The sequence below is a fragment of the Mycobacterium simiae genome (genome assembly GCF_010727605.1).
Classification (GTDB): Bacteria; Actinomycetota; Actinomycetes; order Mycobacteriales; family Mycobacteriaceae; genus Mycobacterium; species Mycobacterium simiae.
In genome coordinates, this window is record NZ_AP022568.1 from 1,501,947 (window position 1) to 1,526,404 (window position 24,458).

At 67.0% G+C, this 24,458-nt stretch carries 24 protein-coding genes and 2 pseudogenes; 15 read left to right on the forward strand and 11 right to left on the reverse strand.

The features are described 5' to 3' along the window. Positions 1 to 4 precede the first annotated feature (4 nt). Together G6N33_RS06820 and G6N33_RS06825 are read left to right on the forward strand one after the other, a co-directional pair. Entirely contained in the window at positions 5 to 787 is a 783-nt protein-coding gene (locus tag G6N33_RS06820; RefSeq protein WP_101528535.1) for a purine-nucleoside phosphorylase, read from the forward strand. Between the two features lie 18 nt (positions 788 to 805). Then, a pseudogene (locus tag G6N33_RS06825) lies at positions 806 to 2,293 on the forward strand (phospho-sugar mutase); the annotation flags it as partial. Here the strand turns inward: G6N33_RS06825 and upp are convergent. Next, positions 2,214 to 2,918: a uracil phosphoribosyltransferase gene (gene upp / locus G6N33_RS06830; protein ID WP_044509991.1), complete on the reverse strand. Its 705-nt coding sequence runs from the start codon at positions 2,916 to 2,918 to the stop codon at positions 2,214 to 2,216. The pseudogene G6N33_RS06825 and the gene upp sit on opposite strands and share 80 nt — an antisense overlap. 133 nt (positions 2,919 to 3,051) lie before the next feature. On the opposite strand from upp, the gene G6N33_RS06835 reads away from it, so the two are divergent. The 3 genes from G6N33_RS06835 to G6N33_RS06845 are packed head-to-tail and all read left to right on the forward strand — an operon-like array spanning position 3,052 to position 6,281. Then, on the forward strand, positions 3,052 to 3,885 hold the full coding sequence (locus G6N33_RS06835) for an alkaline phosphatase family protein (protein WP_081662189.1): 834 nt from the start codon (positions 3,052 to 3,054) through the stop codon (positions 3,883 to 3,885). Positions 3,886 to 3,933: 48 nt separating this feature from the next. Continuing rightward, positions 3,934 to 5,256 (forward strand): protein export chaperone SatS, encoded by a 1,323-nt coding sequence (gene satS, locus G6N33_RS06840; protein ID WP_044509990.1) that lies wholly within the window; start codon positions 3,934 to 3,936, stop codon positions 5,254 to 5,256. 41 nt (positions 5,257 to 5,297) lie between these two features. Further along, positions 5,298 to 6,281, forward strand: a complete 984-nt coding sequence (locus G6N33_RS06845; protein ID WP_044509989.1) for a VWA domain-containing protein — start codon at positions 5,298 to 5,300, stop codon at positions 6,279 to 6,281. 7 nt (positions 6,282 to 6,288) lie between these two features. Here the strand turns inward: G6N33_RS06845 and G6N33_RS06850 are convergent, their stop codons facing one another. Both G6N33_RS06850 and G6N33_RS06855 read right to left on the reverse strand, forming a co-directional pair. Beyond that, positions 6,289 to 7,296, reverse strand: a complete 1,008-nt coding sequence (locus G6N33_RS06850; protein WP_044509988.1) for a VWA domain-containing protein — start codon at positions 7,294 to 7,296, stop codon at positions 6,289 to 6,291. Between the two features lie 47 nt (positions 7,297 to 7,343). After that, on the reverse strand, positions 7,344 to 8,351 hold the full coding sequence (locus G6N33_RS06855; RefSeq protein WP_044509987.1) for a cupin domain-containing protein: 1,008 nt from the start codon (positions 8,349 to 8,351) through the stop codon (positions 7,344 to 7,346). Between the two features lie 152 nt (positions 8,352 to 8,503). On the opposite strand from G6N33_RS06855, the gene G6N33_RS06860 reads away from it, so the two are divergent. Continuing rightward, on the forward strand, positions 8,504 to 9,157 hold the full coding sequence (locus G6N33_RS06860; RefSeq protein ID WP_049919173.1) for a GntR family transcriptional regulator: 654 nt from the start codon (positions 8,504 to 8,506) through the stop codon (positions 9,155 to 9,157). Between the two features lie 31 nt (positions 9,158 to 9,188). On the opposite strand, the gene G6N33_RS06865 is transcribed toward G6N33_RS06860, so the two are convergent. Further along, positions 9,189 to 9,623, reverse strand: coding sequence for an SRPBCC family protein (locus G6N33_RS06865; RefSeq protein ID WP_044509985.1), 435 nt, complete (start codon positions 9,621 to 9,623; stop codon positions 9,189 to 9,191). Positions 9,624 to 9,666: 43 nt separating this feature from the next. On the opposite strand from G6N33_RS06865, the gene G6N33_RS06870 reads away from it, so the two are divergent. Both G6N33_RS06870 and G6N33_RS27175 read left to right on the forward strand, forming a co-directional pair. Then, positions 9,667 to 11,091 carry an HNH endonuclease signature motif containing protein gene (locus tag G6N33_RS06870; protein WP_044512893.1) on the forward strand — a complete coding sequence of 475 codons (1,425 nt, stop codon included), beginning with the start codon at positions 9,667 to 9,669 and terminating at the stop codon, positions 11,089 to 11,091. A 354-nt stretch (positions 11,092 to 11,445) separates the two neighbouring features. After that, the gene (locus G6N33_RS27175) at positions 11,446 to 11,667 is read left to right on the forward strand and encodes a hypothetical protein (protein WP_163771485.1); all 222 of its coding nucleotides are present in this window, start codon (positions 11,446 to 11,448) and stop codon (positions 11,665 to 11,667) included. 17 nt (positions 11,668 to 11,684) lie between these two features. On the opposite strand, the gene G6N33_RS06880 is transcribed toward G6N33_RS27175, so the two are convergent. The 3 genes from G6N33_RS06880 to G6N33_RS06890 are packed head-to-tail and all read right to left on the reverse strand — an operon-like array spanning position 11,685 to position 14,463. Beyond that, positions 11,685 to 12,770: an adenosine deaminase gene (locus G6N33_RS06880; protein ID WP_044509984.1), complete on the reverse strand. Its 1,086-nt coding sequence runs from the start codon at positions 12,768 to 12,770 to the stop codon at positions 11,685 to 11,687. Beyond that, positions 12,767 to 14,065 carry a thymidine phosphorylase gene (locus tag G6N33_RS06885; protein WP_044509983.1) on the reverse strand — a complete coding sequence of 433 codons (1,299 nt, stop codon included), beginning with the start codon at positions 14,063 to 14,065 and terminating at the stop codon, positions 12,767 to 12,769. Before G6N33_RS06885 ends, G6N33_RS06880 begins: the two co-directional genes overlap by 4 nt. Next, positions 14,062 to 14,463: a cytidine deaminase gene (locus G6N33_RS06890; protein ID WP_044509982.1), complete on the reverse strand. Its 402-nt coding sequence runs from the start codon at positions 14,461 to 14,463 to the stop codon at positions 14,062 to 14,064. Before G6N33_RS06890 ends, G6N33_RS06885 begins: the two co-directional genes overlap by 4 nt. Positions 14,464 to 14,728: 265 nt before the next feature. On the opposite strand from G6N33_RS06890, the gene sdhC reads away from it, so the two are divergent. The 4 genes from sdhC to G6N33_RS06910 are packed head-to-tail and all read left to right on the forward strand — an operon-like array spanning position 14,729 to position 18,122. Then, positions 14,729 to 15,067 (forward strand): succinate dehydrogenase, cytochrome b556 subunit, encoded by a 339-nt coding sequence (sdhC, locus tag G6N33_RS06895; RefSeq protein WP_044509981.1) that lies wholly within the window; start codon positions 14,729 to 14,731, stop codon positions 15,065 to 15,067. Next, the gene (locus G6N33_RS06900; RefSeq protein WP_044509980.1) at positions 15,064 to 15,546 is read left to right on the forward strand and encodes a succinate dehydrogenase hydrophobic membrane anchor subunit; all 483 of its coding nucleotides are present in this window, start codon (positions 15,064 to 15,066) and stop codon (positions 15,544 to 15,546) included. Before sdhC ends, G6N33_RS06900 begins: the two co-directional genes overlap by 4 nt. A gap of 3 nt (positions 15,547 to 15,549) precedes the next feature. Next, positions 15,550 to 17,304: a succinate dehydrogenase flavoprotein subunit gene (gene sdhA, locus G6N33_RS06905; RefSeq protein WP_044509979.1), complete on the forward strand. Its 1,755-nt coding sequence runs from the start codon at positions 15,550 to 15,552 to the stop codon at positions 17,302 to 17,304. After that, positions 17,304 to 18,122: a succinate dehydrogenase iron-sulfur subunit gene (locus G6N33_RS06910; protein WP_044509978.1), complete on the forward strand. Its 819-nt coding sequence runs from the start codon at positions 17,304 to 17,306 to the stop codon at positions 18,120 to 18,122. Before sdhA ends, G6N33_RS06910 begins: the two co-directional genes overlap by 1 nt. Here G6N33_RS06910 and G6N33_RS06915 read toward each other — a convergent pair. Beyond that, on the reverse strand, positions 18,094 to 18,540 hold the full coding sequence (locus tag G6N33_RS06915) for a condensation domain-containing protein (RefSeq protein WP_044509977.1): 447 nt from the start codon (positions 18,538 to 18,540) through the stop codon (positions 18,094 to 18,096). The two genes, G6N33_RS06910 and G6N33_RS06915, sit on opposite strands and share 29 nt — an antisense overlap. Positions 18,541 to 18,588: 48 nt before the next feature. On the opposite strand from G6N33_RS06915, the pseudogene G6N33_RS06920 reads away from it, so the two are divergent. After that, positions 18,589 to 19,203 (forward strand): annotated as a pseudogene (locus G6N33_RS06920) (carboxymuconolactone decarboxylase family protein); the annotation flags it as partial. An 8-nt stretch (positions 19,204 to 19,211) separates the two neighbouring features. Here the strand turns inward: G6N33_RS06920 and G6N33_RS06925 are convergent. Both G6N33_RS06925 and G6N33_RS06930 read right to left on the reverse strand, forming a co-directional pair. Then, complete coding sequence (locus G6N33_RS06925; protein ID WP_044512891.1) at positions 19,212 to 20,795, reverse strand: metallophosphoesterase family protein; 1,584 nt, start codon at positions 20,793 to 20,795, stop codon at positions 19,212 to 19,214. Positions 20,796 to 20,855: 60 nt separating this feature from the next. Continuing rightward, positions 20,856 to 21,755 (reverse strand): sigma-70 family RNA polymerase sigma factor, encoded by a 900-nt coding sequence (locus G6N33_RS06930; RefSeq protein ID WP_044509975.1) that lies wholly within the window; start codon positions 21,753 to 21,755, stop codon positions 20,856 to 20,858. An 81-nt stretch (positions 21,756 to 21,836) separates the two neighbouring features. On the opposite strand from G6N33_RS06930, the gene G6N33_RS06935 reads away from it, so the two are divergent. Both G6N33_RS06935 and G6N33_RS06940 read left to right on the forward strand, forming a co-directional pair. Continuing rightward, positions 21,837 to 22,670 (forward strand): mycofactocin-coupled SDR family oxidoreductase, encoded by an 834-nt coding sequence (locus G6N33_RS06935; protein WP_044509974.1) that lies wholly within the window; start codon positions 21,837 to 21,839, stop codon positions 22,668 to 22,670. Between the two features lie 30 nt (positions 22,671 to 22,700). Beyond that, on the forward strand, positions 22,701 to 24,032 hold the full coding sequence (locus tag G6N33_RS06940; protein ID WP_044509973.1) for an aspartate aminotransferase family protein: 1,332 nt from the start codon (positions 22,701 to 22,703) through the stop codon (positions 24,030 to 24,032). Positions 24,033 to 24,065: 33 nt separating this feature from the next. On the opposite strand, the gene G6N33_RS06945 is transcribed toward G6N33_RS06940, so the two are convergent. Next, positions 24,066 to 24,362 (reverse strand): hypothetical protein, encoded by a 297-nt coding sequence (locus G6N33_RS06945; RefSeq protein ID WP_044509972.1) that lies wholly within the window; start codon positions 24,360 to 24,362, stop codon positions 24,066 to 24,068. Between the last annotated feature and the right edge of the window lie 96 nt (positions 24,363 to 24,458).

The following is a 24,458-nucleotide window of genomic DNA, read 5'->3' on the forward strand; positions in this document are numbered from 1 at the left end:
GGATATGCGGATTGCTCGTCAGGCGGCGCAGGTCATCCGGGAGCGTACCGGCGTGGATCGCCACGACGTAGCAATCGTGCTTGGTTCGGGCTGGTCGCCTGCGCTTGCCGAGCTGGGTCGGGCCACCGTCGTGCTGGCGCAGGCCGAGCTGCCCGGCTTCGCACCGCCGCGCGCGGCCGGCCACCCCGGTGAGCTGTTGTCAGTGCGCATCGGCGACCACCGGGTGATGGTCCTGGCCGGGCGGGTGCACGCCTACGAGGGCCATGACCTCAGTCACGTCGTGCACCCGGTGCGGACGGCCTGCGCGGCGGGGGCGGGCATCGTCGTGCTGACCAACGCGGCCGGCGGTTTGCGCACCGACATGCGGGTCGGCCAACCCGTGCTGATCAGCGATCACCTGAACCTGACCGCGCGCTCTCCCCTGGTCGGTGCCCAGTTCGTCGATCTGACCGACGCCTACGCATCGCGGCTGCGCCGGCTGGCCCGCCACGCCGACCCCGAACTGACCGAAGGCGTGTATGCCGGGTTGCCCGGCCCGCATTACGAGACGCCCGCCGAGATTCGGATGCTGCAGACGTTGGGTGCGGACCTGGTCGGGATGTCGACGGTGCACGAGACGATCGCGGCCCGCGCGGCCGGCGCCGAGGTGCTGGGCATCTCGCTGGTGACCAACCTGGCGGCCGGAATCAGCGGCGCTCCGCTGAGCCACGCCGACGTCATGGCGGCCGGGGCGGCCTCGGCGGCCCGGATCGGGGCACTGCTGGCCTCGATCATCGAGCGGATCTAGCAGAATGCTCTTGTGAGGCAACCGCTCAAGTTCGGCACCGCCGGACTGCGCGGTCCGGTTCGGGAGGGTCCGGACGCCATGAACGTCGCGGTGGTGTCGCGGGCGACGTGGGCGGTGGCGCAGGTGCTCGCCGCAGGTGGATCGGCTGGGTCGCTGGTGATCGTCGGGCGTGACGCCCGGCACGGCTCGGCGGCCTTCGCCGCGGTGACCGCGGAAGTGCTTGCCGCCGAGGGGTTTTCGGTGCTCCAATTGCGGGGACCGGTACCCACGCCGGTGGTGGCGTTTGCGGTGCGCGACACAGGCGCCGCCGCCGGTATCCAGATCACGGCCTCACACAACCCGGCGACCGACAACGGTTACAAGGTGTACTTCGACGGCGGTATCCAGATCGTTGCGCCCACCGACACCGAGATCGAAACCGCGATGGCCGCAGCACCTCCCGTCGAACGGATCCCGCGAAAGCCGGCGGCGCCCCAGGACACCGACGTCGTCGAGCGTTACCTGCGACGGGCGGCGACGGTCCGGCGGGCCACCGGCTCGGTGCGGGTGGCGCTCACCGCGCTGCACGGCGTCGGCGGTGCGGTGGCGGTCGAGGCGCTGCACCGGGCCGGGTTCGGGCAGGTGCACACCGTCGGTGCCCAGTTCGCACCGGACCCCGACTTCCCGACCGTCGCGTTCCCCAACCCCGAGGAGCCCGGCGCCACCGACGCGCTGCTGACCCTGGCCGCGGATGTCGACGCCGACGTGGCGATCGCGCTGGATCCTGACGCCGACCGCTGCGCGGTGGGCATCCCCACCGATTCCGGGTGGCGGATGCTGTCCGGTGACGAAACTGGTTGGCTGTTAGGCGATTACATTCTGTCCCGGGAGGCACAACCAGGCACCGCGGTGGTCGCCAGCACCGTGGTGTCCTCGCGGATGCTGGCCGCGATCGCCGCCCACTACGGCGCCACCCACGTCGAGACGCTCACCGGTTTCAAATGGCTGGCGCGAGCCGATGCCGGCGTGCCGGGCGGACGGCTGGTCTACGCCTATGAAGAAGCGATCGGCCACTGCGTCGACCCGGCGGCGGTGCGGGACAAAGACGGCATCAGCGCCGCGGTACTGGTGTGCGATCTGGTCGCGGCAATGCAGGCGGCAGGCCGCTCGTTCACCGACGCACTGGACGATCTCGCTCGCCGATACGGTGTGCATGAGGTCGGCGCGGTGTCGCGTCGGGTCGCCGACAGCGCCGAGGCCGGCGCGATCATGCAGCGAATGCGGGCCCGTCCGCCGAGTCAGCTGGCCGGGTTCGCCGCATCGGTCACCGACATCGCCGACGCGCTGATTTTCACCGGCGGCGACGACGACACCTCGATCAGGGTGGTGGTGCGCCCTTCCGGTACCGAACCGAAGTTGAAGTACTACTTGGAGATTCGCTGTTCACCTACGGTCGACCTGACGTCTTCCCGGACTTACGCTGTCGCGCTGCGCGCCGAGTTGGCTGCTTCGGTGGAACACTGGTGATGGCGCGCGGTCCGAACTGGCGATCGCCGGCATCGCCGAGGCCGGGCACGATGAACGCCGACTTGTTGAGTCCTTTGTCCACCGCGGCCGTGAACACCCGGGTATGCGGCGCGATTTCCTCAACTGCCGCAAGCCCTTCCGGCGCGGCCACAACGCAGAGCACGCTGATATCCGTCGCGCCGCGGCACTGCAGCAGTTCGATCGTGTACCGCATCGACCCGCCGGTGGCCAGCATCGGGTCGAGCACCATCACCGGTCGCTGCCCCAGCGTGTCAGGCAGCGATTCCAGGTACGGGAACGGCTCGCGGGTTTCCTCGTCGCGGGCCACGCCGACGAAGCCGACCTGCGCCTCCGGGATCGCCGCGTGGGCCTCGTCGATCATGCCGAGGCCGGCCCGCAACACCGGCACCAGCAGCGGCGGGTTGACCAGTCGGGTGCCGGACGTCTCGGCCAAGGGCGTCCGGATCCGGACCGGCGCCGTGGCCGCGTCCCGGGTGGCCTCGTAGACCAGCATCAGCGTCAGCTCACGCAGTGCGGCCCGAAACCCGGCGGCATCGGTGCGTTCGTCGCGCAACACCGTCAGCCGGGCGGCGGCCAACGGATGGTCGATCACGCGGACGTCCATGCGTCCGAGCGTATATAACGATCCGACGTCAGTTGCCTAAAGTGCCGCTGACACGCACGCGCGCCTGCGTCCCGTGCCGTGCGAGGGCTCGTATGCTCCCCGGGTGTTTCGCGAGATTCCAAGTCCCGCAAGGTTGGTCGCCGCGGTCGTGCTGACGTGGCTGGCGGCGACCCCGCTGGCTCCGCGGGTGACGGCGGCGGCGGCGCTGCCGCGGCCTGCGCACATCGTAATCGTGGTGGAGGAGAACCGTTCTGAGGGACGCATCATCGGCAGCCCGCAGAACCCGTTTATCAATGCCCTTGCCAGCCATGGCGCCAATATGATCCAGTCGTATGCCGAAACACATCCCAGCGAGCCCAACTACCTGGCCCTCTTCGCCGGCAATACGTTCGGCGTGACCAAGGACTCCTGTCCCATCAACGCCGGCAACGCACCCAACCTCGGCTCCGAATTGCTAAGCGCCGGTTACACATTCGTCGGCTATGCCGAGGATCTACCGGCCGTTGGCTCCCCGGCGTGCAGCGCCGGCAAGTACGCCCGCAAGCACGTACCGTGGGCCAACTTCACCAATGTGCCGCCGGCGAACTCGCTGCCGTTCTCCGCGTTCCCCCAGGGCAATTACGCTGCCCTGCCCACGGTGGCGTTCGTCATCCCCAACAACGACAACAACATGCACGACGGATCTATCGCCCAGGGCGATGCCTGGCTGAACCGACAGCTGTCCGGATACGCCAACTGGGCGGTGGCCAACAACAGCCTGCTGATCGTGACCTGGGACGAGGACGATGGGTCCGGCAGCCGCAACCAGATCCCGACGATCATCTACGGCGCGCATGTGCAGCCGGGCAACTACAGCGAACCGATGAGCCACTACAACCTGCTGTCCACCATCGAGCAGATGTACGGGCTGCCGAAGACGGGCAACGCGGCAAACGCCCCCGCGATTGCCAGCATCTGGGCGGGATAGCCGCCACCGGACCGGGCGGGTCCGCCGGTCGTCGCTATTCTGTGCCGCATGGCTGCTGACCTCGTCCCCATCCGCCTGAGCTTGTCCGAGGGTGACCGGTACACGGTGTGGGCGCCGCGCTGGCGCGACTCGGGCGACGAGTGGGAGGCGTTTCTGGGCAAGGACGAGGACCTGTTCGCCTTCGAGTCCATTGCCGATCTCGTTGCGTTCGTGCGTACCGACACTGACAACGATCTGGTCGATCACCCGGCGTGGGACAAGCTGACCGCGGCGCATGCGCACGGTTTCGAACCGACCGAGGACCGGCAGTTCGACCTGGTCGCGATCGAGGAGTTGGTGGCCGAGAAGCCGACCGAGGAGTCGGTGAACGCGTTGGCGGGCGCGTTGGCGATCGTGTCGTCGATCGGCTCGGTGTGTGAGCTGGCGGCCGTGTCGAAGTTCTTCAACGGCAACCCCAGCCTGGGCACCGTGGCCGGGGGCATCGACCATTTCACCGGCAAGGCGGGCGAGAAGCGTTGGCATGCGATCGGCGAGATCATCGACCGCAGTTGGGATGACGTGCTCACCGCCGTCGAAGAGATCATCAGCATTCCCGAGGTTGACCAGACGGCGTCGAAGAAGGCCGCAGCCGAGTTGGAGGAGGAGCTAGAAGAGCCCGCGGCAGAAACCGAGCAGGAAGCCGCGGACGAGACGGCGGAGTCCGACGACGAACCCGCCGACGAAACCGAGAACGACGCTGAAGATGAGACCGAAACCGACACCGAAGACGCCGACGAGGAGACGGACGCCCGCGCTCCCGGCGACACCGTCGTGCTGGGCGGCGACGAGGACTTCTGGGTCGAGGTCGGTATCGACCCCGTCCGGATCATGACGAGCTCGGGCACGTTCTACACGCTGCGCTGCTACCTCGACGATCGGCCCATCTTCCTGGGCCGCAACGGGCGGATCAGCGTGTTCACCTCCGAGCGGGCCCTGGCGCGCTACCTGGCCGACGAGCACGACCACGACCTGTCGGATCTGAGCACTTACGACGACATCCGCACCGCCGCGACGGACGGATCGCTGGTCGTGCAGGTCACCGACGAGAACATCTACGTCCTGAGCGGGCTGGCCGAGGACATCGCCGACGGTCCCGACGCGGTGGATCGCGACCAGCTCGATTTGGCCGTTGAGCTGCTGCGCGACGTCGGCGACTACTCCGAGGAGAGCACGGTCGACAAGGCGCTGGAGCCGGACAAGCCGCTGGGCAAGCTGGTGGCCCATGTGCTGGAGCCGGGCTCGGTGGACGAGCCCGCGGCGCCGTACGCCGCGGCGGTGCGGGAATGGGAGAACTTGGAGAAGTTCGTCGAGTCGCGACTGCGGCGCGAATAGCGACCGTTTGACGGGCACCTGGTACTCATCTTTACTAGCGGGTGTCGCTTCCCCTGATCGGACCGCTGCCGCTCTACGGCTTTCAACGTCCGGCGCTGTTGCTGTTCGGTTTGATTCCGCTGGCACTGCTGGTGGTCTACGCGCTGGTCCAGTCGCGGCGTCGGCATCGGCTGCGCCGCTTCACCGAAGCCGAGGTCCCGCAATCGATTTGGCGGCATCTGCCGATAGCGGTCGCGGTGCTCAGCCTGGCGCTGCTGACCATCGCGCTGGGCACACCCACCCATGACATGCGCATTCCCCGCAACCGCGCCGTCGTGATGCTGGTGATCGACATGTCCCAGTCGATGCGGGCCACCGACGTCGAGCCAGACCGGCTCCGGGCCGCCGAGCAGGCCGCCAGCAAGTTCGCCGCGCAGCTGACGCCCGGCATCAACCTCGGGCTGGTCGGGTTCGCCGGAACCCCGTACCTGCTGGTCCCGCCGACGCCGCAACATCAGGCCACCATCGACGCTCTGCAGAAGCTGCAAGTCGGTGACGGCACGGCCACCGGCGAGGCCATTTACACGGCGCTGCACGCCATCGAGGCGACCAACCAGTCCGGCGGGGACACCCCGCCGCCGGCCCGCATCGTGCTGCTGTCCGACGGCGGGGAGAACCGGCCGACCGATCCCAGCGATCCGCACGACGGCGTCTATACCTCGGCGCGGCTGGCCAAGGATCAGGGCGTGCCGATCTCGACGATCTCGTTTGGCACGCCCAACGGCAACATCAGCCTGGACGGGGCGCAGATCAAGGTTCCGGTGTCGACGGACCAGATGAAGAGGGTCGCCCAGCTCGCCGGCGGCCAGGCCTACACCGCGTCCAACCTCGACGAGCTCGACAAGAACTACAAGGACATCCAGAACGAGATCGGCTATCGCACGGTGCCCGGGCCGGGCGGGGCCGGCTGGCTGCGGCTGGGCTTTTTCACCGCGCTGGTCGCCACGGCGCTGGCGCTGCTGATCAACCGTCGGTTGCCAACCTGAGCCCCACTCACGCCGGCAGCCGACGGTTCAGGAGCAGACCGGCCAAGACTGCGCCGGCCATCACGACCGTCCCGAGTAGTACCCACGCCAGGCTGGCGTCGCCCTTCACGGTCTCGTAGCCGATCTGACGCTGCAGCGTGGAGTACACCTCCTTGAGCGACTGCAGGCTGTCGGCATGGAACGCCTGGCCGTCGGTGATCTTGCAGATCTCTTGCAGCGTCTGATCGTCGACCGGAACGGGGATCGTCGCGCCCTGATACTCCACCGTGCCGTCGGGTGTGCCGAACGAGATCGTCGAGATCTGCACGCCCGCACCCTTGGCCGCGCGGGCCGCGGTGAACGCGCCCTGCGGCGCGTTGGGGTCCAGCGGAACGTTTTCGGCACCGTCGGACTCGAGCACGATGCGCGCCGGCGGCGGACCGGCACCGCCACCCATCACCGCCCCAACCGTGGCGATCGCCTGCAGCGCGGTGAAAAGGCCCTCGCCCGTGGCGGTCTTCGGGGCGGGCTGCAACCCGTCGATGGCCGCTTTGACCGCGCCCCGGTTCGTCGTCGGGGAGACCAGCAGCGTGGCGTTGGCCGCGAATGCCACCAGGCCGAGGTTGATGGCCGGTGTCAGCTCGTCGGCGAACTGCTTACCGGCCTCCTTCGCGGCGGCCAGCCGGTTGGGAGTGACATCGGTGGCGGCCATCGACTCGGAGACGTCGATCACCAGCATCACCACGGCACGGTTCAGGGGGATTCGAACATTGGTCGTCGGCCCGGCCATCGCGGTGGTGAGCAAGACCAAGGACACGACGAGCAGGATCGTCGGCACGTGCCGCCACCGGCTTAGCCGGGCTGGTGCGACCCGCTCCAGCACCTCCATGTTGGCGAATCGCAGGACCCGGCGCCTACGGGCGAACTGCTGGACCGCATACAGCCCAGCCAGCAGCAGTACGGCCAGCAGGAAGAGGAAGAACCAGCCGTTCTGAAAGCCCGTGAGCGACACCGGACCCAGCAGGGGCAACGTCATGTCTCGCCACAGTATTCGTCAACCGGGCACGACGCACAGCGCCCGGCTCAGCCGGCGACGAGGTCGCGGCGCTGGGTGAACTTGATGTCCAGGCTGCGCAGGTGAGTCTGCAGGCCCGCGTCCTGAACCGGAATCAGGTGCGCCGGGTAGTCGGTCTCGTTGTAGTGGGCGTGCCACATTCCCGGTGGTGTGGTGAAGGCCCCGCCGGCCTGCCAGTCCACCCGGATGGGGTCGATGATGTTGCCGCGCTCGTCGAGGCGGGTGCCCAGCAGCGTGTAGCAGCCACTCGGTGGCGCATCCAGGATGAGGTCCAGCGCGACAGACTGGTGCCGGTGCGGACGCTGTTCCTGGTTGGGCGGCAGCACCCCGAACATCGCCCACAGGACGTGAGTGATGGTCAGCGTCTGCTCCTGGTTCTCGTTGGCCAGCAGCACGCTCACCCGGCTCTTGTCGTTGGCGCCGGGCCGCGCGGCAATCTCCTCCAGCTTCGCGACAGCGTCGACGCGGCGGAACTTGGTGGCCCGGAACCTCGGCTCGCGTGCTTCGGCGCCCAGGTACCGCAGCAGCGGCTCGTCGTGCACCCAGTACATGGCCGCTTCTGAGTCGGCGTAGAACACCGAGCTGGCGCCGGCGGGCAGGGTCAAGAAGTCGCCCTTCTCCCACTTGACCAGCTGGCCGTTGACCGCGGCGAAGCCGTGACCGAACAGCACGTAGTACAGCTGCGAGGTGGCGTTCGGGCTGGTGTCGATCTGCTCCCCGGCGCGGATTCGCACGAAGTTGGCCAGCAACGCCGGGCTGGTAGCGGCCCCGGTCTCGACGCCCAGGTCGGTCGACAAATCCAGCGGAACCACACCGGTCGGCTGATCCAGGTAGACATCGGGTCCGAACTGGGTAATCGGCATGGGCGGGACATGTCCGGAGCCAATCGGGTTCGCGGCCTTGGAGTACTCGAAGTAGCGGGCATCGTCCGCCCAGTCGACGAACCGGCCCTCGAATCCGAATTCGGACACGTCAGTCATGGGTGCGGGCATGGTTGGGTCCAGGTTCACGGGCATCGTATGGGCCCGCTTCGAAGTAGACATTGCGCATCTCCTAACTCGAATGCATCTCGTGTTTGAATCGTATCTATCTTGTATCTCAGAGTCAATCATGACCTCGTGTACCGTCATGCACACACGTGAGATACGACTCAGCTACAGGAGGTGCGGTGGCTCCGACTGCCAAGGATCGGGCCTTGGAGTACGTGAAGAACCAAGTCCTGACCGGCGCGTTTCCCGGCGGGGAGCTGATCAGCGAGGGGGACATTGCCAGTGCGCTGGGCATGTCCCGAACTCCGGTACGCGAGGCGTTTCTGCGAATGGAGGCCGAGGGGTTGCTGCGGCTGTATCCGCAGCGTGGGGCGCTGGTGGTACCGGTGTCACCCGACGAGGTCCGCGCGGTCATCGAGGCCCGGCTGCTGCTCGAGCAACACGCCGCCAAGAAGGTGGTCGGCCGCGGACCGGCGGTGTGTGCGGCGCTGTTCGAGCGGCTGACGGGCGAGCTGCAACGTCAGCGCACCGCCACCACCACGAACGACTGGCGGGAGTTCCTCGACGCCGACCGGGCCTTCCACGCCCTCACCCTGGAGGAGTCCGGCAACGGGATTTTGTCGAATTTCTATTCGACGCTGCGCGACCGTCAGATGCGGATGACCGGCGAATCGGCGCTGCGCGACCCCAACCGGGTGTCGACGATCCTGCAGGAGCACTTCGCCATCGCCGAAGCCGTGCGCGACGCCGATCTGCCGCGGGCGCTGCAAGCCGTGCACGCCCATCTCGCCAGCACCGTGCGCGCCATCGGCCTCGCCGTCGACACCTTCTGACGGCTCAGACCGTTTGGCAGAACTCCTGGAATCAGCCGGCGAGCGCCTTCGCGCAGGCCGCGAGAATCGCGTCGAAGCTGGATCGGAACACGGGCGCCGTGAGGCGCTCGGTCAGCTTGCCGCCGCCGCGCACCGGAACCGTATAGCTCGTCGTCCATTCGACGTGGGCCGCGGAGCCCGATGGAGACACCGCGATCGTGCCGCCCTCGTGTTCGCTCGCCGGCAATGATCGGACGACGCGGTAGGAGTAGCTTCGGGGCGCGTCGTAGGCGGTAATCTCCTCGCGCAACCACGCTCCCGCAGCAACCACCTCCCGCACCGCTCCCACGCCCGGGGGTGCCGAATCCTTCCGCCAAGCGGCTTTGAGAATCAGCGGCGCGGTGGTGAGGTTGACCGGATCCGCAAGCCAATCGAAGACCCTCTCCGGAGACGCTTCGATCGTTCGCTCCACGCGCAGTGTGACCATCAACCAAAGCTACCTGTCGGTATCCAGTGGCATACTCGAACACATGTTCGATGCTCAGTCTTTGCTCACCCAGATCGGTGCCGCCGCACGCGCGGAGGCCCAGGCCGCGGCGGCCCGCCTGCTCGCCACTGGAGAGCTGTTCCGACTGCGGACGGCCGAGCACGGCGAGCGCGCCCAGTGGGCGGCGGACACCAGCGATGCAGTGGCGGCCGAAGTCGCCGCCACTCTCGGCACGAGCGTGGCGATGGGCCACAGCAACCTGCGCTACGCCCGGGCCATGCTGGAGCGACTTCCCGCCGTAGCCGCCGTTTTCCGGGCGGGCGATATCGATTTCCGGTTGTTTCGTACCATCGTCTTTCGCACCGACCTGGTCGTCGATGCCGACGCCCTGGCCGTCGTGGATGCCCAACTGGCGATCAAGGCGCCGCGCTGGCCGTCGATGACCAGTTGGAGGCTCGCGACTGAGATCGACCGCGTGGTCGCCAAGATCGACCGCGACGCCGTGCGCCGATCGCGCGACTTCACGGCGGACCGCTTCTTTGAGGTCACGCCGATGGAAGCCGGCACAGCATTGATCAACGGCTCGGTGTTCGCGACCACGGGGCAAGCGCTCGACGCCCGGCTCGACGAGCTCGCCAAAACGGTGTGCGATGACGATCCGCGCACTGTCGGGCAGCTGCGCGCCGATGCGTTGGGCGCACTCGCGGCCGGCGACGACCGTCTGACGTGCGGATGCGGCCGGGCCGACTGCCCGGCCGGTTGCGCGCCGAAGCGGCCCACCTCGGTCGTCATTCATGTGGTCGCCGACCGCGCCGCCGTCGACGGGTCCGGTGCCGGCTCCGGTTTTCTGTACGGCGACGGCATCATTCCCGCCGAGGTCGTTCGGGAACTGGCCAAAACGGCGAAGCTGCAACCACTGACGGTGCCGACGGTGGCGGAATCGGGCTATGTGCCGTCGCGAGCGCTGAGCGACTTCGTCCGCGCGCGCGACCTCACCTGCCGGGCTCCGGGTTGCGATCGGCCCGCCACCGCCTGCGACATCGACCACACCGTCCCGCACGGCAACGGTGGCGCGACCCACCCGTCGAATCTCAAATGTCTATGCCGACAACACCATCTGCTCAAGACTTTTTGGGGCTGGCGGGACCGGCAACTGCCCGACGGCACGGTCATCTGGACGCTGCCCGGCGGATCCACCTACGTCACCACACCCGGCAGCGCGTTGCTCTTCCCTGCCCTGTGCGTGCCAACCGGCGACGTTGCGGCGCCCGTGGCTGCTACGTCAGACCGGCGGTGCGTCACGGGGAGCGGCGCCATGCCGAGGCGAACGCGCACCCGCACCCAGAACCGCGCCGCGAACATTGCCACCGAGCGCCGGGACAACCGAAGCAGGCGCGAAGCGCGCCAAAAGCGTTGGGCCGCTTTACTCGCCGCGGCTCCGCCCGACGACGAACCGCCGCCCTTCTAGCGTCCCCCGGCGCGTCAGCTACCCCAGTCTTGAGAAAAATTGACCCTTCCGCAAAGGGAAGTAAGCGTGTTTAAGTAGGTAGATAGCAACCTGGGGGGACGGATGGACGGATGTACTACCGGGGGCGTCCGGAACGCGATCGCGAAATTTGCTCTGGTCGGGGCGCTCATCGCGGTAGCGCCGATGGCTGCGACGGTTCGCGCGAACGCGGATGACACACCCACTGGTCCAGACGATCCCAAATGCATAATGGTGCCCGCCGACGCTATTTGTCAGGGCGGTCCCTATGCGCCACGGCCCGCGCCCGCCCCGCCCGGAGCTCCCACCGGCCCGGCAGATACCGCGTGCATCAGCATGCCCGCCGACCCGGTCTGTGCCGGAGGGCCTTTCGCGCCACCCCCGCCCCCACCGATCGCTCCCGCTCCCCCGCCGATCGACCCGATCGCTCCCGCTCCCCCGCCGATCGACCCGATCGCTCCCGCGCCCCCGCCGATGGAGCCGATTGCTCCCCCGCCGATGGAGGCACCACACATCGACACACCCGCAATGGGCGGTATGGGAATGGGCCACATCTGACGGCGAACCGCCGCGTACTAACCGATCAGCACCGCATAGCGGGGCTTGATCACCTCGTCGATGAGGGCCAGCCGCTCGTCGAACGGAATGAACGCCGACTTCATCGCGTTGATGGTGAACCGCTCCAAGTCTGCCCAGCCGTAGCCGAAAGCCTCTACCAGGCGGTGCATTTCGAGGCTCATCGTGGTGTCACTCATCAGCCGGTTGTCGGTGTTGACGGTGACCCGGAATCGGGCCCTGGCCAGGAGGTCGAATGGATGATCGGCGATGCTCTTGACCGCGCCGGTCTGCACATTCGAGCTCGGACACAGCTCCAGCGGAATTCGCTTGTCCCGCAGTATCGATGCCAGCCTGCCTAGCCGCACGCGCCCCTCGACAACTTCGATGTCGTCGACGATGCGTACCCCGTGGCCCAGCCGATCGGCGCCGCAGAACGCAATGGCCTCGTGAATGGAGGGCAGCCCGAATGCCTCTCCGGCGTGAATAGTGAACCGCGCGTTGTGATCTCGCATGTACTCGAAGGCATCGAGGTGTCGCGTGGGCGGGTTGCCCGCCTCGGCCCCGGCAATGTCGAACCCGACCACGCCCCGATCCCGGAACCGGATCGCCAACTCGGCGATCTCCCGGGACAACGCGGCGTGGCGCATCGCGGTGACCAGTAGCCGCACGACGATCGGACGTGCGGCCGCAGCGGCCGCTTTCTCACCGGCGGCAATGCCCTCCAACACGGCATCTACCACCTCGTCGAAGGACAACCCGCGGTTGATGTGCAGCTCCGGAGCGAACCTTATCTCGGCGTAGACCACGGCATCGGCGGCCAGATCTTCGACACACTCGTAGGCCACCCGATACAACGCCTCCGGCGTCTGCATGACGGCCACGGTGTGCGAGAACGGCTCCAGATACCGCTCCAGCGAACCGCTGTGCGACCGGGTGCGAAACCACGTCGCCAGCTCGTCGGCCTCGGTGGCAGGCAGCTCGTCGTAACCGATCTGGCCCGCGATGTCGAGCACGGTCGACGGGCGCAGTCCCCCGTCGAGGTGGTCGTGCAGCAGCGCCTTGGGCGCCTTCTCGATCTGCCGTAACTCCAGAGGAGCGATCATGCGCCGATCCGATCCAAGATCAGCGGCCGCGCCGCCGGAGCGCTGTCACCGACGCTGAAGCCGCCGTCCAGCTCGGCCAGCGCGGCGGCGAAGCGTTCGGGGGTCTGGGTGTAGAGGGTGAACAACGGCTCACCGGCCGCGACGGGCTCACCCGGACGCCGGTGAATCCGGACGCCGGCGCCGGGTTGCACACCGCCACCCGGCCGGGACCTGCCCGCACCGAGTCGCCAAGCCGTCAACCCCACTGCCATAGCGTCGATAGTCCCCATTGTGCCGCTCCGCGCGGCAAGCACGGTTTCCGAATGCGATCCGATTGGCAACGGTACGGATAAATCGCCACCCTGCGCGGCGACCAGCCGGCGGAATAGGTCCATCGCGGTGCCGTCGCGCAGCGTCTCGGCGGGATCGCGGCCGTCGATGCCGGCCAGCGACAGCATCTCGGCGGCCAACCGCACGGTCAGCTCCACGACGTCGGCCGGCCCGCCGCCGGCCAGCACCGCCAGCGCCTCGTCAACCTCGAGCGCGTTGCCGACGGCGGCGCCCAGCGGGCACTCCATGTCGGTGAGCACCGCGCGGGTAGGCACACCATGCGCCGCGCCCAACTCCACCATGGTCCGAGCGAGTTCGCGGCATTGCGACTCCGGTAACAACGCACCCGAACCGACCTTGACGTCGAGCACCAGCGCGCCGACGCCCTCGGCCAGTTTCTTGCTCATCACCGAGCTGGCGATCAGCGGCAGCGAGTCGACGGTCGAGGTGATGTCCCGCAGCGCGTAGATCTTCTTGTCGGCCGGCGCCAACTCCCCGGCGGCGAATATCGCCGCGCCAATGTCGCAAAGCTGTTGGCGCACTTGACCAATGGAGACCTCTGCGGTGAAACCCGCGATGGATTCCAGCTTGTCCAGCGTGCCGCCGGTATGGCCCAGCCCGCGGCCGGAGACCTTCGGCACCGCGGCACCGCAGGCCGCGACGACGGGCACCAGTACCAGCGTGGTCTTGTCGCCGACACCACCGGTGGAGTGTTTGTCCACCGTCATCAGCGGCCTACCGCCCGAGCTCAACCCAGTGAAATCCAGTCGCTCACCCGACGCCAGCATCGCCACCGTCCAGCGGGCGAGCTCACCGTGGTCCAGCCCGCGCCAAAAGATCGCCATCAACAGCGCGGCCATCTGTTCGTCGGCGACGCGGCCGTCGGTGAAGGCATCGATGACCCAGTCGATCGCCGCATCCGAGAGCCGGCCGCCGTCGCGCTTGGTCCGGATGATCGTCGGCGCGTCGAAAGCGATGTCGCTCAAGGACGCCCCCGGGCCAAGTCGTCGCCGTCGAACGGATCGGGAAGCAACTCGACGAGCCGGCGCGGCCCGGCCGGATGCGCGATCAGCAAGTCGCGGCCGCCGTGCTCCAGCAATACCTGCCGACAGCGCCCGCACGGCATCAGCAACGCGCCGCGTGAGTCAACACACACCAGGGCGGTCAACCGGCCGCCACCCGTCGTATGCAGGGCAGACACCACTCCGCATTCGGCACAGAGACCCAGGCCATATGAGACATTTTCCACATTGCAGCCGATAACCACCCGTCCGTCGTCGACCAAAGCGGCCGCCCCGACGGGGAATTGAGAATACGGCGCATAGGCCCCCGCCGCTGCCTGTATGGCTTTGTCCCGCAGCATATTCCAGTCGATAGCAGCCATCTTCCAATCCCAGTCACCGTTGGGTTCAGATCGAGATAAACAACCCTAGCGGTGGCACGAAAGCGCCGGTCTCAGATGGTCTTATCCGGTACCGGACGCATCGTTACCGGACTAAGCTCAGTTTCCCGGCCTTACTTTCGCAGACGATTTAAGGACTGGTTTGAGCACACAGGCGACAACCGCAGATTCCGCATCACCGACACCGTCACCGGAGTCAGTACGCAAACGGCGGCCACCTCGGACCCTGTATCGGGGAGATCCGGGCATGTGGTCGTGGGTGCTGCATCGCATCTCCGGCGCAACGATCTTCTTCTTCCTATTTGTCCACGTCTTGGACACCGCCCTGGTCCGGGTCAGCCCGCAGGCCTACAACGAGGTGATCCAGACCTACAAGACCCCGATCGTCGGCCTGATGGAGTTCGGGTTGGTCGCCGCGGTGCTTTTCCACGCGCTCAACGGGATCCGCGTCATCCTGATCGACTTCTGGTCGGAGGGACCGCGGCATCAGAAGACGATGTTGTGGATCATCGCCGTCATCTACCTGTTGGTCATGGTGCCGGCCGCGGTGACCATCGGCATTCACATGATGGAGCACTTCCGATGAGCAGCCCCGACCTTCAACTCGGGCCTCAATACCAGCGGGGCGAGGCGGCGCCGGTTCTGCAACGCAGCCACGATCGCCCGCCCAGCCTGGACAACCCGCGCTCCCCGCGCCGCCGAGCCGGCATTCCCAACTTCGAGAAGTTCGCGTGGCTGTTCATGCGGTTCTCCGGGATCGCCCTGATATTTCTGGCGATCGGGCACCTGTTCATCATGCTGATGTGGGACAACGGCGTCTACCGGATCGACTTCAACTACGTGGCGCAGCGGTGGGCGTCGCCGTTCTGGCAATTCTGGGACCTGGCGCTGCTGTGGCTGGCCCAACTGCATGGCGGTAACGGCCTGCGCACCATCATCGACGACTACAGCCGCAAGGACAGCACCCGGTTCTGGCTGAACAGCCTGCTGCTGCTGTCGATGGGCTTCACGTTGGTGCTGGGTACCTACGTGCTGGTGACGTTCGACCCGAATATCGGAGGCTAACCCGTGATCCAGCAACACCGATACGACGTGGTGATCGTCGGGGCGGGCGGCGCCGGCATGCGGGCCGCCGTCGAGGCCGGGCCGCGGGTTCGCACCGCTGTATTGACCAAGCTCTACCCCACCCGTAGCCACACCGGCGCCGCCCAGGGCGGCATGTGCGCCGCGCTGGCCAACGTCGAAGACGACAACTGGGAATGGCACACCTTCGACACCGTCAAGGGCGGTGACTATCTTGCCGACCAGGATGCCGTCGAGATCATGTGCAAGGAAGCCATCGACGCGGTGCTCGACCTGGAAAAGATGGGGATGCCGTTCAACCGCACCCCCGAGGGCCGCATCGATCAGCGCCGGTTCGGCGGCCACACCCGCGACCACGGTAAGGCCCCGGTGCGCCGGGCCTGCTATGCCGCGGACCGCACCGGCCACATGATCCTGCAGACGCTGTACCAAAACTGCGTCAAGCACGACGTGCAGTTCTTCAACGAGTTCTATGCGCTCGATCTGGTCCTCACCCAAACCCCGGGCGGCCCGGTCGCCACCGGGGTGGTCGCCTACGAGCTGGCCACCGGGCGCATCCACGTCTTCCACGCCAAGGCCGTGGTGCTGGCCACCGGCGGCTCGGGCCGGATGTACAAGACCACGTCCAACGCGCACACCCTGACCGGCGACGGCATCGGCATTGTCTTCCGTAAGGGACTTCCGTTGGAGGACATGGAATTTCACCAGTTCCACCCCACCGGCCTGGCCGGCCTGGGCATCTTGATCTCCGAGGCCGTGCGCGGCGAGGGCGGCCGGTTGCTCAACGGTGAGGGTGAGCGCTTCATGGAGCGTTACGCCCCGACGATCGTCGACCTGGCGCCCCGCGACATCGTCGCTCGCTCAATGGTTCTGGAGGTTCTGGAGGGTCGCGGCGCCGGACCGCACAAGGACTACGTCTACATCGACGTGCGCCACCTCGGCGAGGACGTGCTGGAGTCCAAGCTGCCGGACATCACCGAGTTCGCCCGCACCTACCTGGGTGTGGACCCGGTCAAGGAGCTGGTGCCGGTCTACCCGACGTGTCACTACGTGATGGGCGGTATCCCCACCACCGTCACCGGACAAGTGTTGCGCGACAACACCTCTACCGTCCCGGGCTTGTACGCGGCCGGTGAGTGCGCCTGCGTGTCGGTGCACGGCGCCAACCGGCTGGGCACCAATTCGCTGTTGGACATCAACGTCTTCGGCCGCCGCGCCGGCATCGCCGCGGCCAGTTACGCCCAAGGTCACGACTTCGTCGACATGCCGCCGAATCCGGAGTCGATGGTGGTCGGCTGGGTGGCCGACATCTTGAGCGAACACGGCAACGAACGCGTCGCCGATATCCGCGGCGCGCTGCAGCAGACGATGGACAACAACGCCGCGGTGTTCCGTACCGAGGAGACGCTCAAGCAGGCGCTCACCGACATCCATGCGCTCAAAGAGCGCTATTCCCGAATCACCGTGCACGACAAGGGGAAACGTTTCAACAGCGACTTGCTCGAGGCCATCGAACTGGGCTTCCTGTTGGAGTTGGCCGAAGTCACCGTGGTCGGTGCGCTGAATCGCAAGGAGTCCCGCGGCGGCCACGCCCGCGAGGACTACCCCAACCGCGACGACGTGAACTACATGCGCCACACGATGGCCTACAAGCAGGGCAGCGAGTTGTTGAGTGACATCGCGCTGGACTTCAAACCCGTCGTGCAGACGCGCTACGAACCCAAGGAGCGGAAGTACTGATGTCGGTAGAAGCACCGGACGCACCAGAGGCCTTGCCCGGCGAGCCGCCGCTGCCCCCGATCCCGGACGGCGCCGTGATGGTGACCCTGAAGATCGCACGGTTCAACCCCGACGACCCTGACGCGTTCGCCGAAACCGGTGGCTGGCAAAGCTTTCGGGTGCCCTGCCTGCCCAGCGACCGGTTGCTGAACCTGCTGATCTACATCAAGGGGTACCTGGACGGCACGCTGACCTTCCGGCGCTCCTGCGCGCACGGCGTGTGCGGCTCGGACGCGATGCGGATCAACGGCGTGAACCGGCTGGCGTGCAAGGTGCTGATGCGCGACCTGCTGCCCACCCAGAAGAACGGGAAGGGGCCGGGCAAGGCGCTCACCATCACGGTCGAGCCGATTCGCGGGTTGCCCGTGGAGAAGGACCTGGTGGTTGACATGGAGCCGTTCTTCGACGCCTACCGTGCTATCAAGCCTTACCTGATCACGACCGGCAACCCGCCGACCCGGGAACGCATTCAGAGCCCGACCGACCGGGCCCGCTACGACGACACCACCAAGTGCATCCTCTGCGCGTGCTGCACCACCAGCTGCCCGGTGTTCTGGAGCGAAGGCACCTACTTCGGGCCGGCCGCGATCGTCAACGCCCACCGGTTCATCTTCGACAGCCGCGACGAGGCCGCCGGTGAACGCCTGGACATCCTCAACGAGGTCGACGGCGTTTGGCGCTGTCGCACCACGTTCAACTGCACGGAGTCCTGCCCGCGCGGCATTCAGGTAACCAAGGCAATCCAAGAGGTCAAGCGCGCGCTGATGTTCTCGCGCTGAGCGTGCCGGCGTTGTACTCGAGCAGGACATCGCCGACCACCAGCAACCAGGCCTGCTCGTCGATGCACAACCGACTGGCGGTGAGCACCACCCGGTCGGGATCACCGGGCAGCAGGGACGCCGCGAACAACCGGCCGGTGTGCATATCGAAGCTGGCGAGCTGCCGCGCGACCACGTCCGCCACGCTGCCGCCGGGCGGCTCCACGCCCCACGACCAGCCGCCCCCGGGTCGCGTCATCCACACGTTGAGCCGTGATTCGAACACGGTGCCGAGATCGGGGTGAGCGGCGAAGACGGCTTCGATCGCGGCCCGCATCCGTCCCTGGTCCAGGCGCGCTTCGGACACCAGCACCTCGGTGTGGGTCGCCGGTTCGATGTCCTCCAGTCGAGGTGGCTCGTCAAAGAAGCAATACGTCATGAGCACACCCTCGGCGGAGATTCTTGGAGGATTCTTGACAAGTTCTGGTCACACTCGCCCACACCGCGTCGTCTGAGGGGTATGACACAGAAAACTCGCATCGAGCCCCTACCGCCCCAACGCGCCGGCCTGATGACCCGGGCCATGTACCGATTCGCCAAACGCCGCTTCGGCCAGGTTCCCGAACCGTTCGCCGTGACCGCACATCATCGCAAGCTGCTGGTCGCCGGTGCCGTGCACGAGACGATGGTCGAGCGGGCCTGCCGGACGCTGCCCGCCAGCGTGCGCGAGCTCGCGGTGTTCTGGACTGCCCGCGCGATCGGCTGTTCCTGGTGCGTGGACTTCGGAGCCATGTTGCAGCGCCTGGACGGCCTGGACATCCAGCGGCTCCAGGAGATCGACGACTACGCCACCTCCGCGGCATTCACCGACGACGAGCGCGCCGCCATCGCCTACGCCGACGCGCTGACCACCGACCCGCACACCGTCACCGACGAACAGGTCGAAGGTCTGCGGGCTCGTTTCGGCGATGCCGGGGTGATCGAGCTGACGTATCAGATCGGGCTGGAGAACATGCGGGCCCGGATGAACTCCGCGCTGGGCATCACCGAGCAGGGCTTCAATTCCGGTGATAGCTGCCGCATTCCGTGGGCGACCGGATAGCCGGCCACTCAGGCGATGCTCTCCTGGTGGATCAGCTGCGGCGTGGGATCCAGCCGCGCCACCTGAAAATACCTGGCGGCCATCGGTTTTCCGGCTCCGTTCAGGTTCAGGATCTGGAAACCCCGGTGATAGAAGTCTTCGTGCCGGCCGAGCTGGAGGTCCGGCCGCTTAAGGGGTACCGGAAAGTCGACGGCATAGGGTCGGTCGCGGACGTTGACCGGTATCGCCGCGTGGCCGCAGCAACGCCCCTTCGGCAGCGTCCGCAAGGTCGCCGCGTCGGCGCCGAGGTCCGCCGGCCAGCCGGGCGGTACATAGTCGTCGGCGAAGATCCCGAGGTTGTGCTCGTGGCCCCAGAACCACGCCGCCACGTGCTGCCCGAACAGCGGGCCGACCTGACGCCACAGGTCGGTGTCGACCCAGCCGCGGTGGAGATCGGTCGGATCGGGGCGGATGCCACCGCCGCCGGCGGCCTGTTGCCGTTGTGCGCGCCCGACCTCCCATCGCGCCGAGTACAGCTGATGGTGGGACAACAACACCGAGCGACCGGGAAACGAGGTCGCGTGCCGAATGTGCCAGTCGACTTCGTCGTCGCGCAACCGCACCATCGCTGGCTGCGGCACCGACAACGTGACCGCGGGTGAATCGGGATCAAGCGGAATTTCGGGGTGGCGGCGGTGCAGTACCGCAAGCACCGCCCGCTGCGCCTCGATGGGCATGCTGATGGTGTGGCCGTAGAAGCCGGTATCCATTCCCAGGAACTGCCACCCGTCGTCGGCCGAGCGCAGCGCGAAATAGCTGGCTCGCTGGCGCTGGTCCGGTGTCATCCGCAACGCTGGGCCGTCCAGCGCCGCGAGGTAGGCGTGCGCGCCGGTGAAGTACTCGTGATTGCCCGGCACCCCGAATATCGGTGCGCGGTGGCCGGTCGCGGTGAACACCGACTCGAACAACCCGACAAAGCGGTGGTCGAACTCGAAGGCGGTTCCCGAGTAGTAGACGTCTCCAAGGTGCAGAATCGCGTCCGGCCGAAACGACAGCGCGGCAACCAGCGTCGCCGCCGCCAGGTCGGTGCCGGTGCCGACGTCACCGACGACGGCGATCGTCGCGTCGGCGGGCAGCCGCCATTCGATCAACCCGAAGTCGACATCGCCGTTTCCTGCCTCCGGTGCTTGCCAGCAGCGGTAGGCCGGGGCGCCGGGTAGGTGGTACGGATACTCGGCGTAGTACTCAAAGTACTTCTCCCCCAGCTGATCTAGCGCCGAGTCCTGGCGCGCAAAGGTGCTGAGCTGCTGGCGAAGTTCGGCCGTCAGCACGGGATCATCGTTCAGCCGCGAGTGCGCGAGCCGCTGGTGAAGTTCGGAGAGGTAGGCGATGATGTCCGGATCCCGGTGGGCGGGCCCGGCACGGCGCGGCCGGCGGACCGGACGGCCGGATTCCAGCGCCCGAACATGCCGATCGATGCCGGCCAGTGTGGGGTTGGCGGCCCAGTCGAGATCGGCTGTGCGGCCGGCGGTGCCGCCGAGTACCTCGGCGGCGGCAGAACGCCACAGTGCGGCATGGAGATTTTCCGAATACGCCGTCGTAGGGTCCGGCACCACCCCGATTGTAGGGAGCCCGGGACGGTTTCCGGCTCGCGCCGTAATAGGTAAGTCCTATCAGCCTTTTCGCAGCGGAGACCCGGTGAACTTATCCGGGTTGGCGATATCCCATAGCGCGCAGACCTTTCCGTCGCGCACGGTGACGGCGGTGATTCGCGGCAGCATATGTCGGTATCCCTCGCTGGCGGGGCAGCCGGCGGTGTAGATGCCGAGTTCGCCGTTGACCAAACCTAATTCATACGCCGTATACATCGAAGGGCCATACCGTTGTGCCAGACCGAGCATGAAGCGGACCACCTTGTCAGCTCCGTGGATGACCTGGACAGCCGTCGGCGCCTTGCCGTTCGAGTCGCCGGTGAACGTGACGTCGGGATGCAGCAGCGACACCACAGTGTCCAGGTCGCCTTCCGACATGGCGGCCAACAGCCGGCCGACCACCTCGTTGTGCGACGGGTCAGGCCGCGGCGGCGGGTCGGCCGCGACCGCCTTGCGGGCCCGCGAAGCCAGTTGCCGCGCGGCTACTTCGGTGGTGCCCAGCACCTCGGCCACCTCCGAGAACGGCAGCGAGAACCCGTCGTGCAACACGAACGCGACCCGCTGATCCGGTGACAGCCGCTCTAGGACCACCATCGCCGCGAACCGGGCATCCTCGTCGGCCACCACGGCGTTGAGCGGATCGGCGCGGTCGAGGCCGGTGACCACCGGCTCTGGCAACCAGTTGCCCGTGTATGTCTCGCGCCGGTGGGCGGCCGACCGGAGCCGGTCCAGCCCCAATCGGCTGACCACGGTGGTCAGCCAGGCCCGCAAGTCGGTGATCGGCGCATCCTGCTTGTCCCAGCGCAGCCAGGCCTCCTGGACGATGTCCTCGGCATCGAACACCGTGCCCATCAGCCGGTAGGCGACGGCCATCAGGTGCGGCCGCAGCTCCTCGAAATCGCTGACCTGTGTCGAGGCCATGCCCAGAGCCTATGCGCAGTCGGGCAACCTCCGTGCAGGCATGCACAACCCGCATCCCGTCCGTGCCAGCACAGTGGAGGCATGACGGGGCGACTAGCTGACAAAGTGGCGTTCATTACCGGTGCCGCGCGCGGTCAGGGCCGCGCACACGCCGTCCGATTCGCCGAGGAGGGCGCGGACATCATCGCGGTGGATATCTGTCGGCAACTCGACACCGTCGCCTACCCGATGAGCTGCCCCGAGGATCTGGACGAGACGGTCAACCTGGTGGAGAAGACCGGCCGTCGGATCGTCGCCGCCCAGGCCGACGTCCGCGATGTCGCCCGGCTGCAGGCGGTGCTGGCCGACGCGGTGGCCGAACTCGGCCGGCTGGACTTCGTCCTCGCGAACGCCGGAGTCATGCCCGGTATCGGACTCGCTCGGCCGACGGCGAGTGCATTCAATGAGGCGATCGACATCATGCTCAACGGCGTCTACTCGACGATCGAGGCCGCCCTGCCTCATCTGCTCCGGCACGGCGACGGCGGGGCCATCGTGATCACCAGCTCGGCGGCGGGTTTCAAATCGCTCGGCGCCAGTTTCGAGGCGCACAACCCCGGGCTGGCTGGCTACACGGCCGCCAAACACGGCGCCATCGGATTGATGCGCTATTACGCCACCACATTGGCGGAGAAGGAGATTCGGGTGAACTCCGTCCATCCGACCGCGGTGGCGACGCCGATGATCCAGAACCAGGCCGCCGGAGCATTTCTCGGCGAGCACCCCGAACTAGCGACGATGCTCAGCAACCTGCTGCCGGTTTCGCTGATCCCCGTCGAGGACGTCACCGAGGCGATGCTCTATCTGTGCGCCGGGTCGGGTCGCTACATCACCGGCACGACGCTGTGTGTGGACGCGGGGATACTAGTCAAGTGATTTCGATCCAGCACTAGGCTCGAGAGCACGATGACTGACAACCTTTGGCTGCACTTCACCCGGCACGGCCCAGAATTCACGCCGCCGATCATCACGCGCGGCGAGGGCGTCACGATCTACGATGACCGCGGCAAGAGCTACCTGGACGGGCTATCCGGGTTGTTCACCGTCCAGGTCGGCCACGGCCGCACCGAACTGGCCGAGGCCGCGGCCCGGCAGGCGAGCACGTTGGCGTTCTTCCCGGTGTGGGGCTACGCCACCCCGACCGCGATCGAGCTCGCCGAGCGATTGGCGCACTACGCCCCCGGCGACCTGAACCGGGTCTTTTTCACCACCGGCGGCACCGAGGCTGTCGAGACCGCATGGAAAGTCGCCAAGCAGTATTTCAAGCTCACCGGCAAACCCGGGAAACACAAAGTGATTTCGCGTGCGGTCGCCTACCACGGCACCACGCAGGGCGCGCTGGCGATCACCGGGTTGCCGCGCTTCAAGGAGCCGTTCGAGCCGGTGACCCCCGGCGGCTTCCGGGTGCCCAATACGAACTTCTACCGCGCGCCGGAACCGTTCAACACCGACGCCAAAGCCTTCGGCAAGTGGGCCGCCGACCGCATCGCCGAGGCAATCGAGTTCGAGGGACCGTCGACCGTGGCGGCGGTGTTCTTGGAACCGGTGCAAAACGCCGGCGGCAGCATCACCGCTCCCCCAGGCTATTTCGAGCGGGTTCGCGAGATCTGCGACGAGTACGACGTGCTGCTGGTCTCCGACGAGGTGATCTGTGCCTTCGGCCGGATCGGCTCGATGTTTGCCTGTGACGACATCGGCTACGTACCCGACATGATCACCTGCGCCAAGGGCATGACGTCGGGGTACTCGCCGATCGGTGCGATGATCGCCAGCGAGCGATTGTTCGAGCCGTTCAACGACGGCGCGACGATGTTCCCGCACGGGTATACCTTTGGCGGCCATCCTGTTTCGGCGGCGGTCGGGTTGGCCAACCTCGACATCTTCGAGCGCGAGGGAATCACCGACCACGTCAAGACCAACGCGCCGGCCTTCCGGACAACCTTGGAGAAGCTCTACGACCTGCCAATCGTCGGCGACGTCCGCGGCGAGGGATATTTCTACGGCATCGAGCTGGTGCAGGACCAGGCCACCAAGCAGACGTTTACCGACGACGAACGCCGAGCCCTGTTGGGCCAGGTGTCGAAGGCGCTTTTCGAGGCCGGGTTGTATTGCCGCACCGACGACCGTGGGGATTCGGTCATTCAGCTGGCGCCGCCGCTGATCAGCGGTCAGGCCGAGTTCGACACGATCGAGTCGATCCTGCGTGGCGTGCTCAGCGAGGTTTGGCAGCGGTTCTAGACCCGGCGAAGCCGGGGCGCAGCGGCCGCGACCTCAACGATGCAGCGCGGCTTTAGCGGTGCCGGTGGCCATCACCAGCTGGCGCGCGTGCGCCGCGCTGGGGTTGTTCACGAACCGCGACAGCGAGTTGCACAGCCAGGCAAGCGCGGAACGCGCCTCGGGGTCGGTGGTGGCGTCGCGGTGCATCTGCAGCTCGGCCAGGACCTTGTCGAGCCCGGTGCGGCGCACCTGAGTCGATTTCTCCACCTGCTTGAACAGCTGTTCGAGCGACCGCGGCGCGCTACCCGCTCCGTCGCTGCCGCCGCGGTTGCGCCGCCACTTCGACCACAATCGCTCGTTTGGAATCGCGCACCCTTTCCGACGTCGCCGGCTATTGACCCCTGCCAGCGTAGTGCGTCGCAGAGACGGCCGCCGGGAACACGACAG

What these genes read in the sequence shown, in the direction of transcription:
- G6N33_RS06820 (WP_101528535.1), top strand. Translation starts at nt 5, where the DNA reads ATGCGGATTGCTCGTCAGGCGGCGCAGGTCATCCGGGAGCGTACCGGC.
- upp (WP_044509991.1), bottom strand. Translation starts at nt 2,918, where the DNA reads ATGGACGTCCGCGTGATCGACCATCCGTTGGCCGCCGCCCGGCTGACG.
- satS (WP_044509990.1), top strand. Translation starts at nt 3,934, where the DNA reads ATGGCTGCTGACCTCGTCCCCATCCGCCTGAGCTTGTCCGAGGGTGAC.
- G6N33_RS06850 (WP_044509988.1), bottom strand. Translation starts at nt 7,296, where the DNA reads ATGACGTTGCCCCTGCTGGGTCCGGTGTCGCTCACGGGCTTTCAGAAC.
- G6N33_RS06855 (WP_044509987.1), bottom strand. Translation starts at nt 8,351, where the DNA reads ATGCCCGTGAACCTGGACCCAACCATGCCCGCACCCATGACTGACGTG.
- G6N33_RS06865 (WP_044509985.1), bottom strand. Translation starts at nt 9,623, where the DNA reads ATGGTCACACTGCGCGTGGAGCGAACGATCGAAGCGTCTCCGGAGAGG.
- G6N33_RS06870 (WP_044512893.1), top strand. Translation starts at nt 9,667, where the DNA reads ATGTTCGATGCTCAGTCTTTGCTCACCCAGATCGGTGCCGCCGCACGC.
- G6N33_RS27175 (WP_163771485.1), top strand. Translation starts at nt 11,446, where the DNA reads ATGCCCGCCGACCCGGTCTGTGCCGGAGGGCCTTTCGCGCCACCCCCG.
- G6N33_RS06880 (WP_044509984.1), bottom strand. Translation starts at nt 12,770, where the DNA reads ATGATCGCTCCTCTGGAGTTACGGCAGATCGAGAAGGCGCCCAAGGCG.
- G6N33_RS06890 (WP_044509982.1), bottom strand. Translation starts at nt 14,463, where the DNA reads ATGGCTGCTATCGACTGGAATATGCTGCGGGACAAAGCCATACAGGCA.
- sdhC (WP_044509981.1), top strand. Translation starts at nt 14,729, where the DNA reads ATGTGGTCGTGGGTGCTGCATCGCATCTCCGGCGCAACGATCTTCTTC.
- G6N33_RS06900 (WP_044509980.1), top strand. Translation starts at nt 15,064, where the DNA reads ATGAGCAGCCCCGACCTTCAACTCGGGCCTCAATACCAGCGGGGCGAG.
- G6N33_RS06910 (WP_044509978.1), top strand. Translation starts at nt 17,304, where the DNA reads ATGTCGGTAGAAGCACCGGACGCACCAGAGGCCTTGCCCGGCGAGCCG.
- G6N33_RS06915 (WP_044509977.1), bottom strand. Translation starts at nt 18,540, where the DNA reads ATGACGTATTGCTTCTTTGACGAGCCACCTCGACTGGAGGACATCGAA.
- G6N33_RS06930 (WP_044509975.1), bottom strand. Translation starts at nt 21,755, where the DNA reads ATGGCCTCGACACAGGTCAGCGATTTCGAGGAGCTGCGGCCGCACCTG.
- G6N33_RS06935 (WP_044509974.1), top strand. Translation starts at nt 21,837, where the DNA reads ATGACGGGGCGACTAGCTGACAAAGTGGCGTTCATTACCGGTGCCGCG.
- G6N33_RS06940 (WP_044509973.1), top strand. Translation starts at nt 22,701, where the DNA reads ATGACTGACAACCTTTGGCTGCACTTCACCCGGCACGGCCCAGAATTC.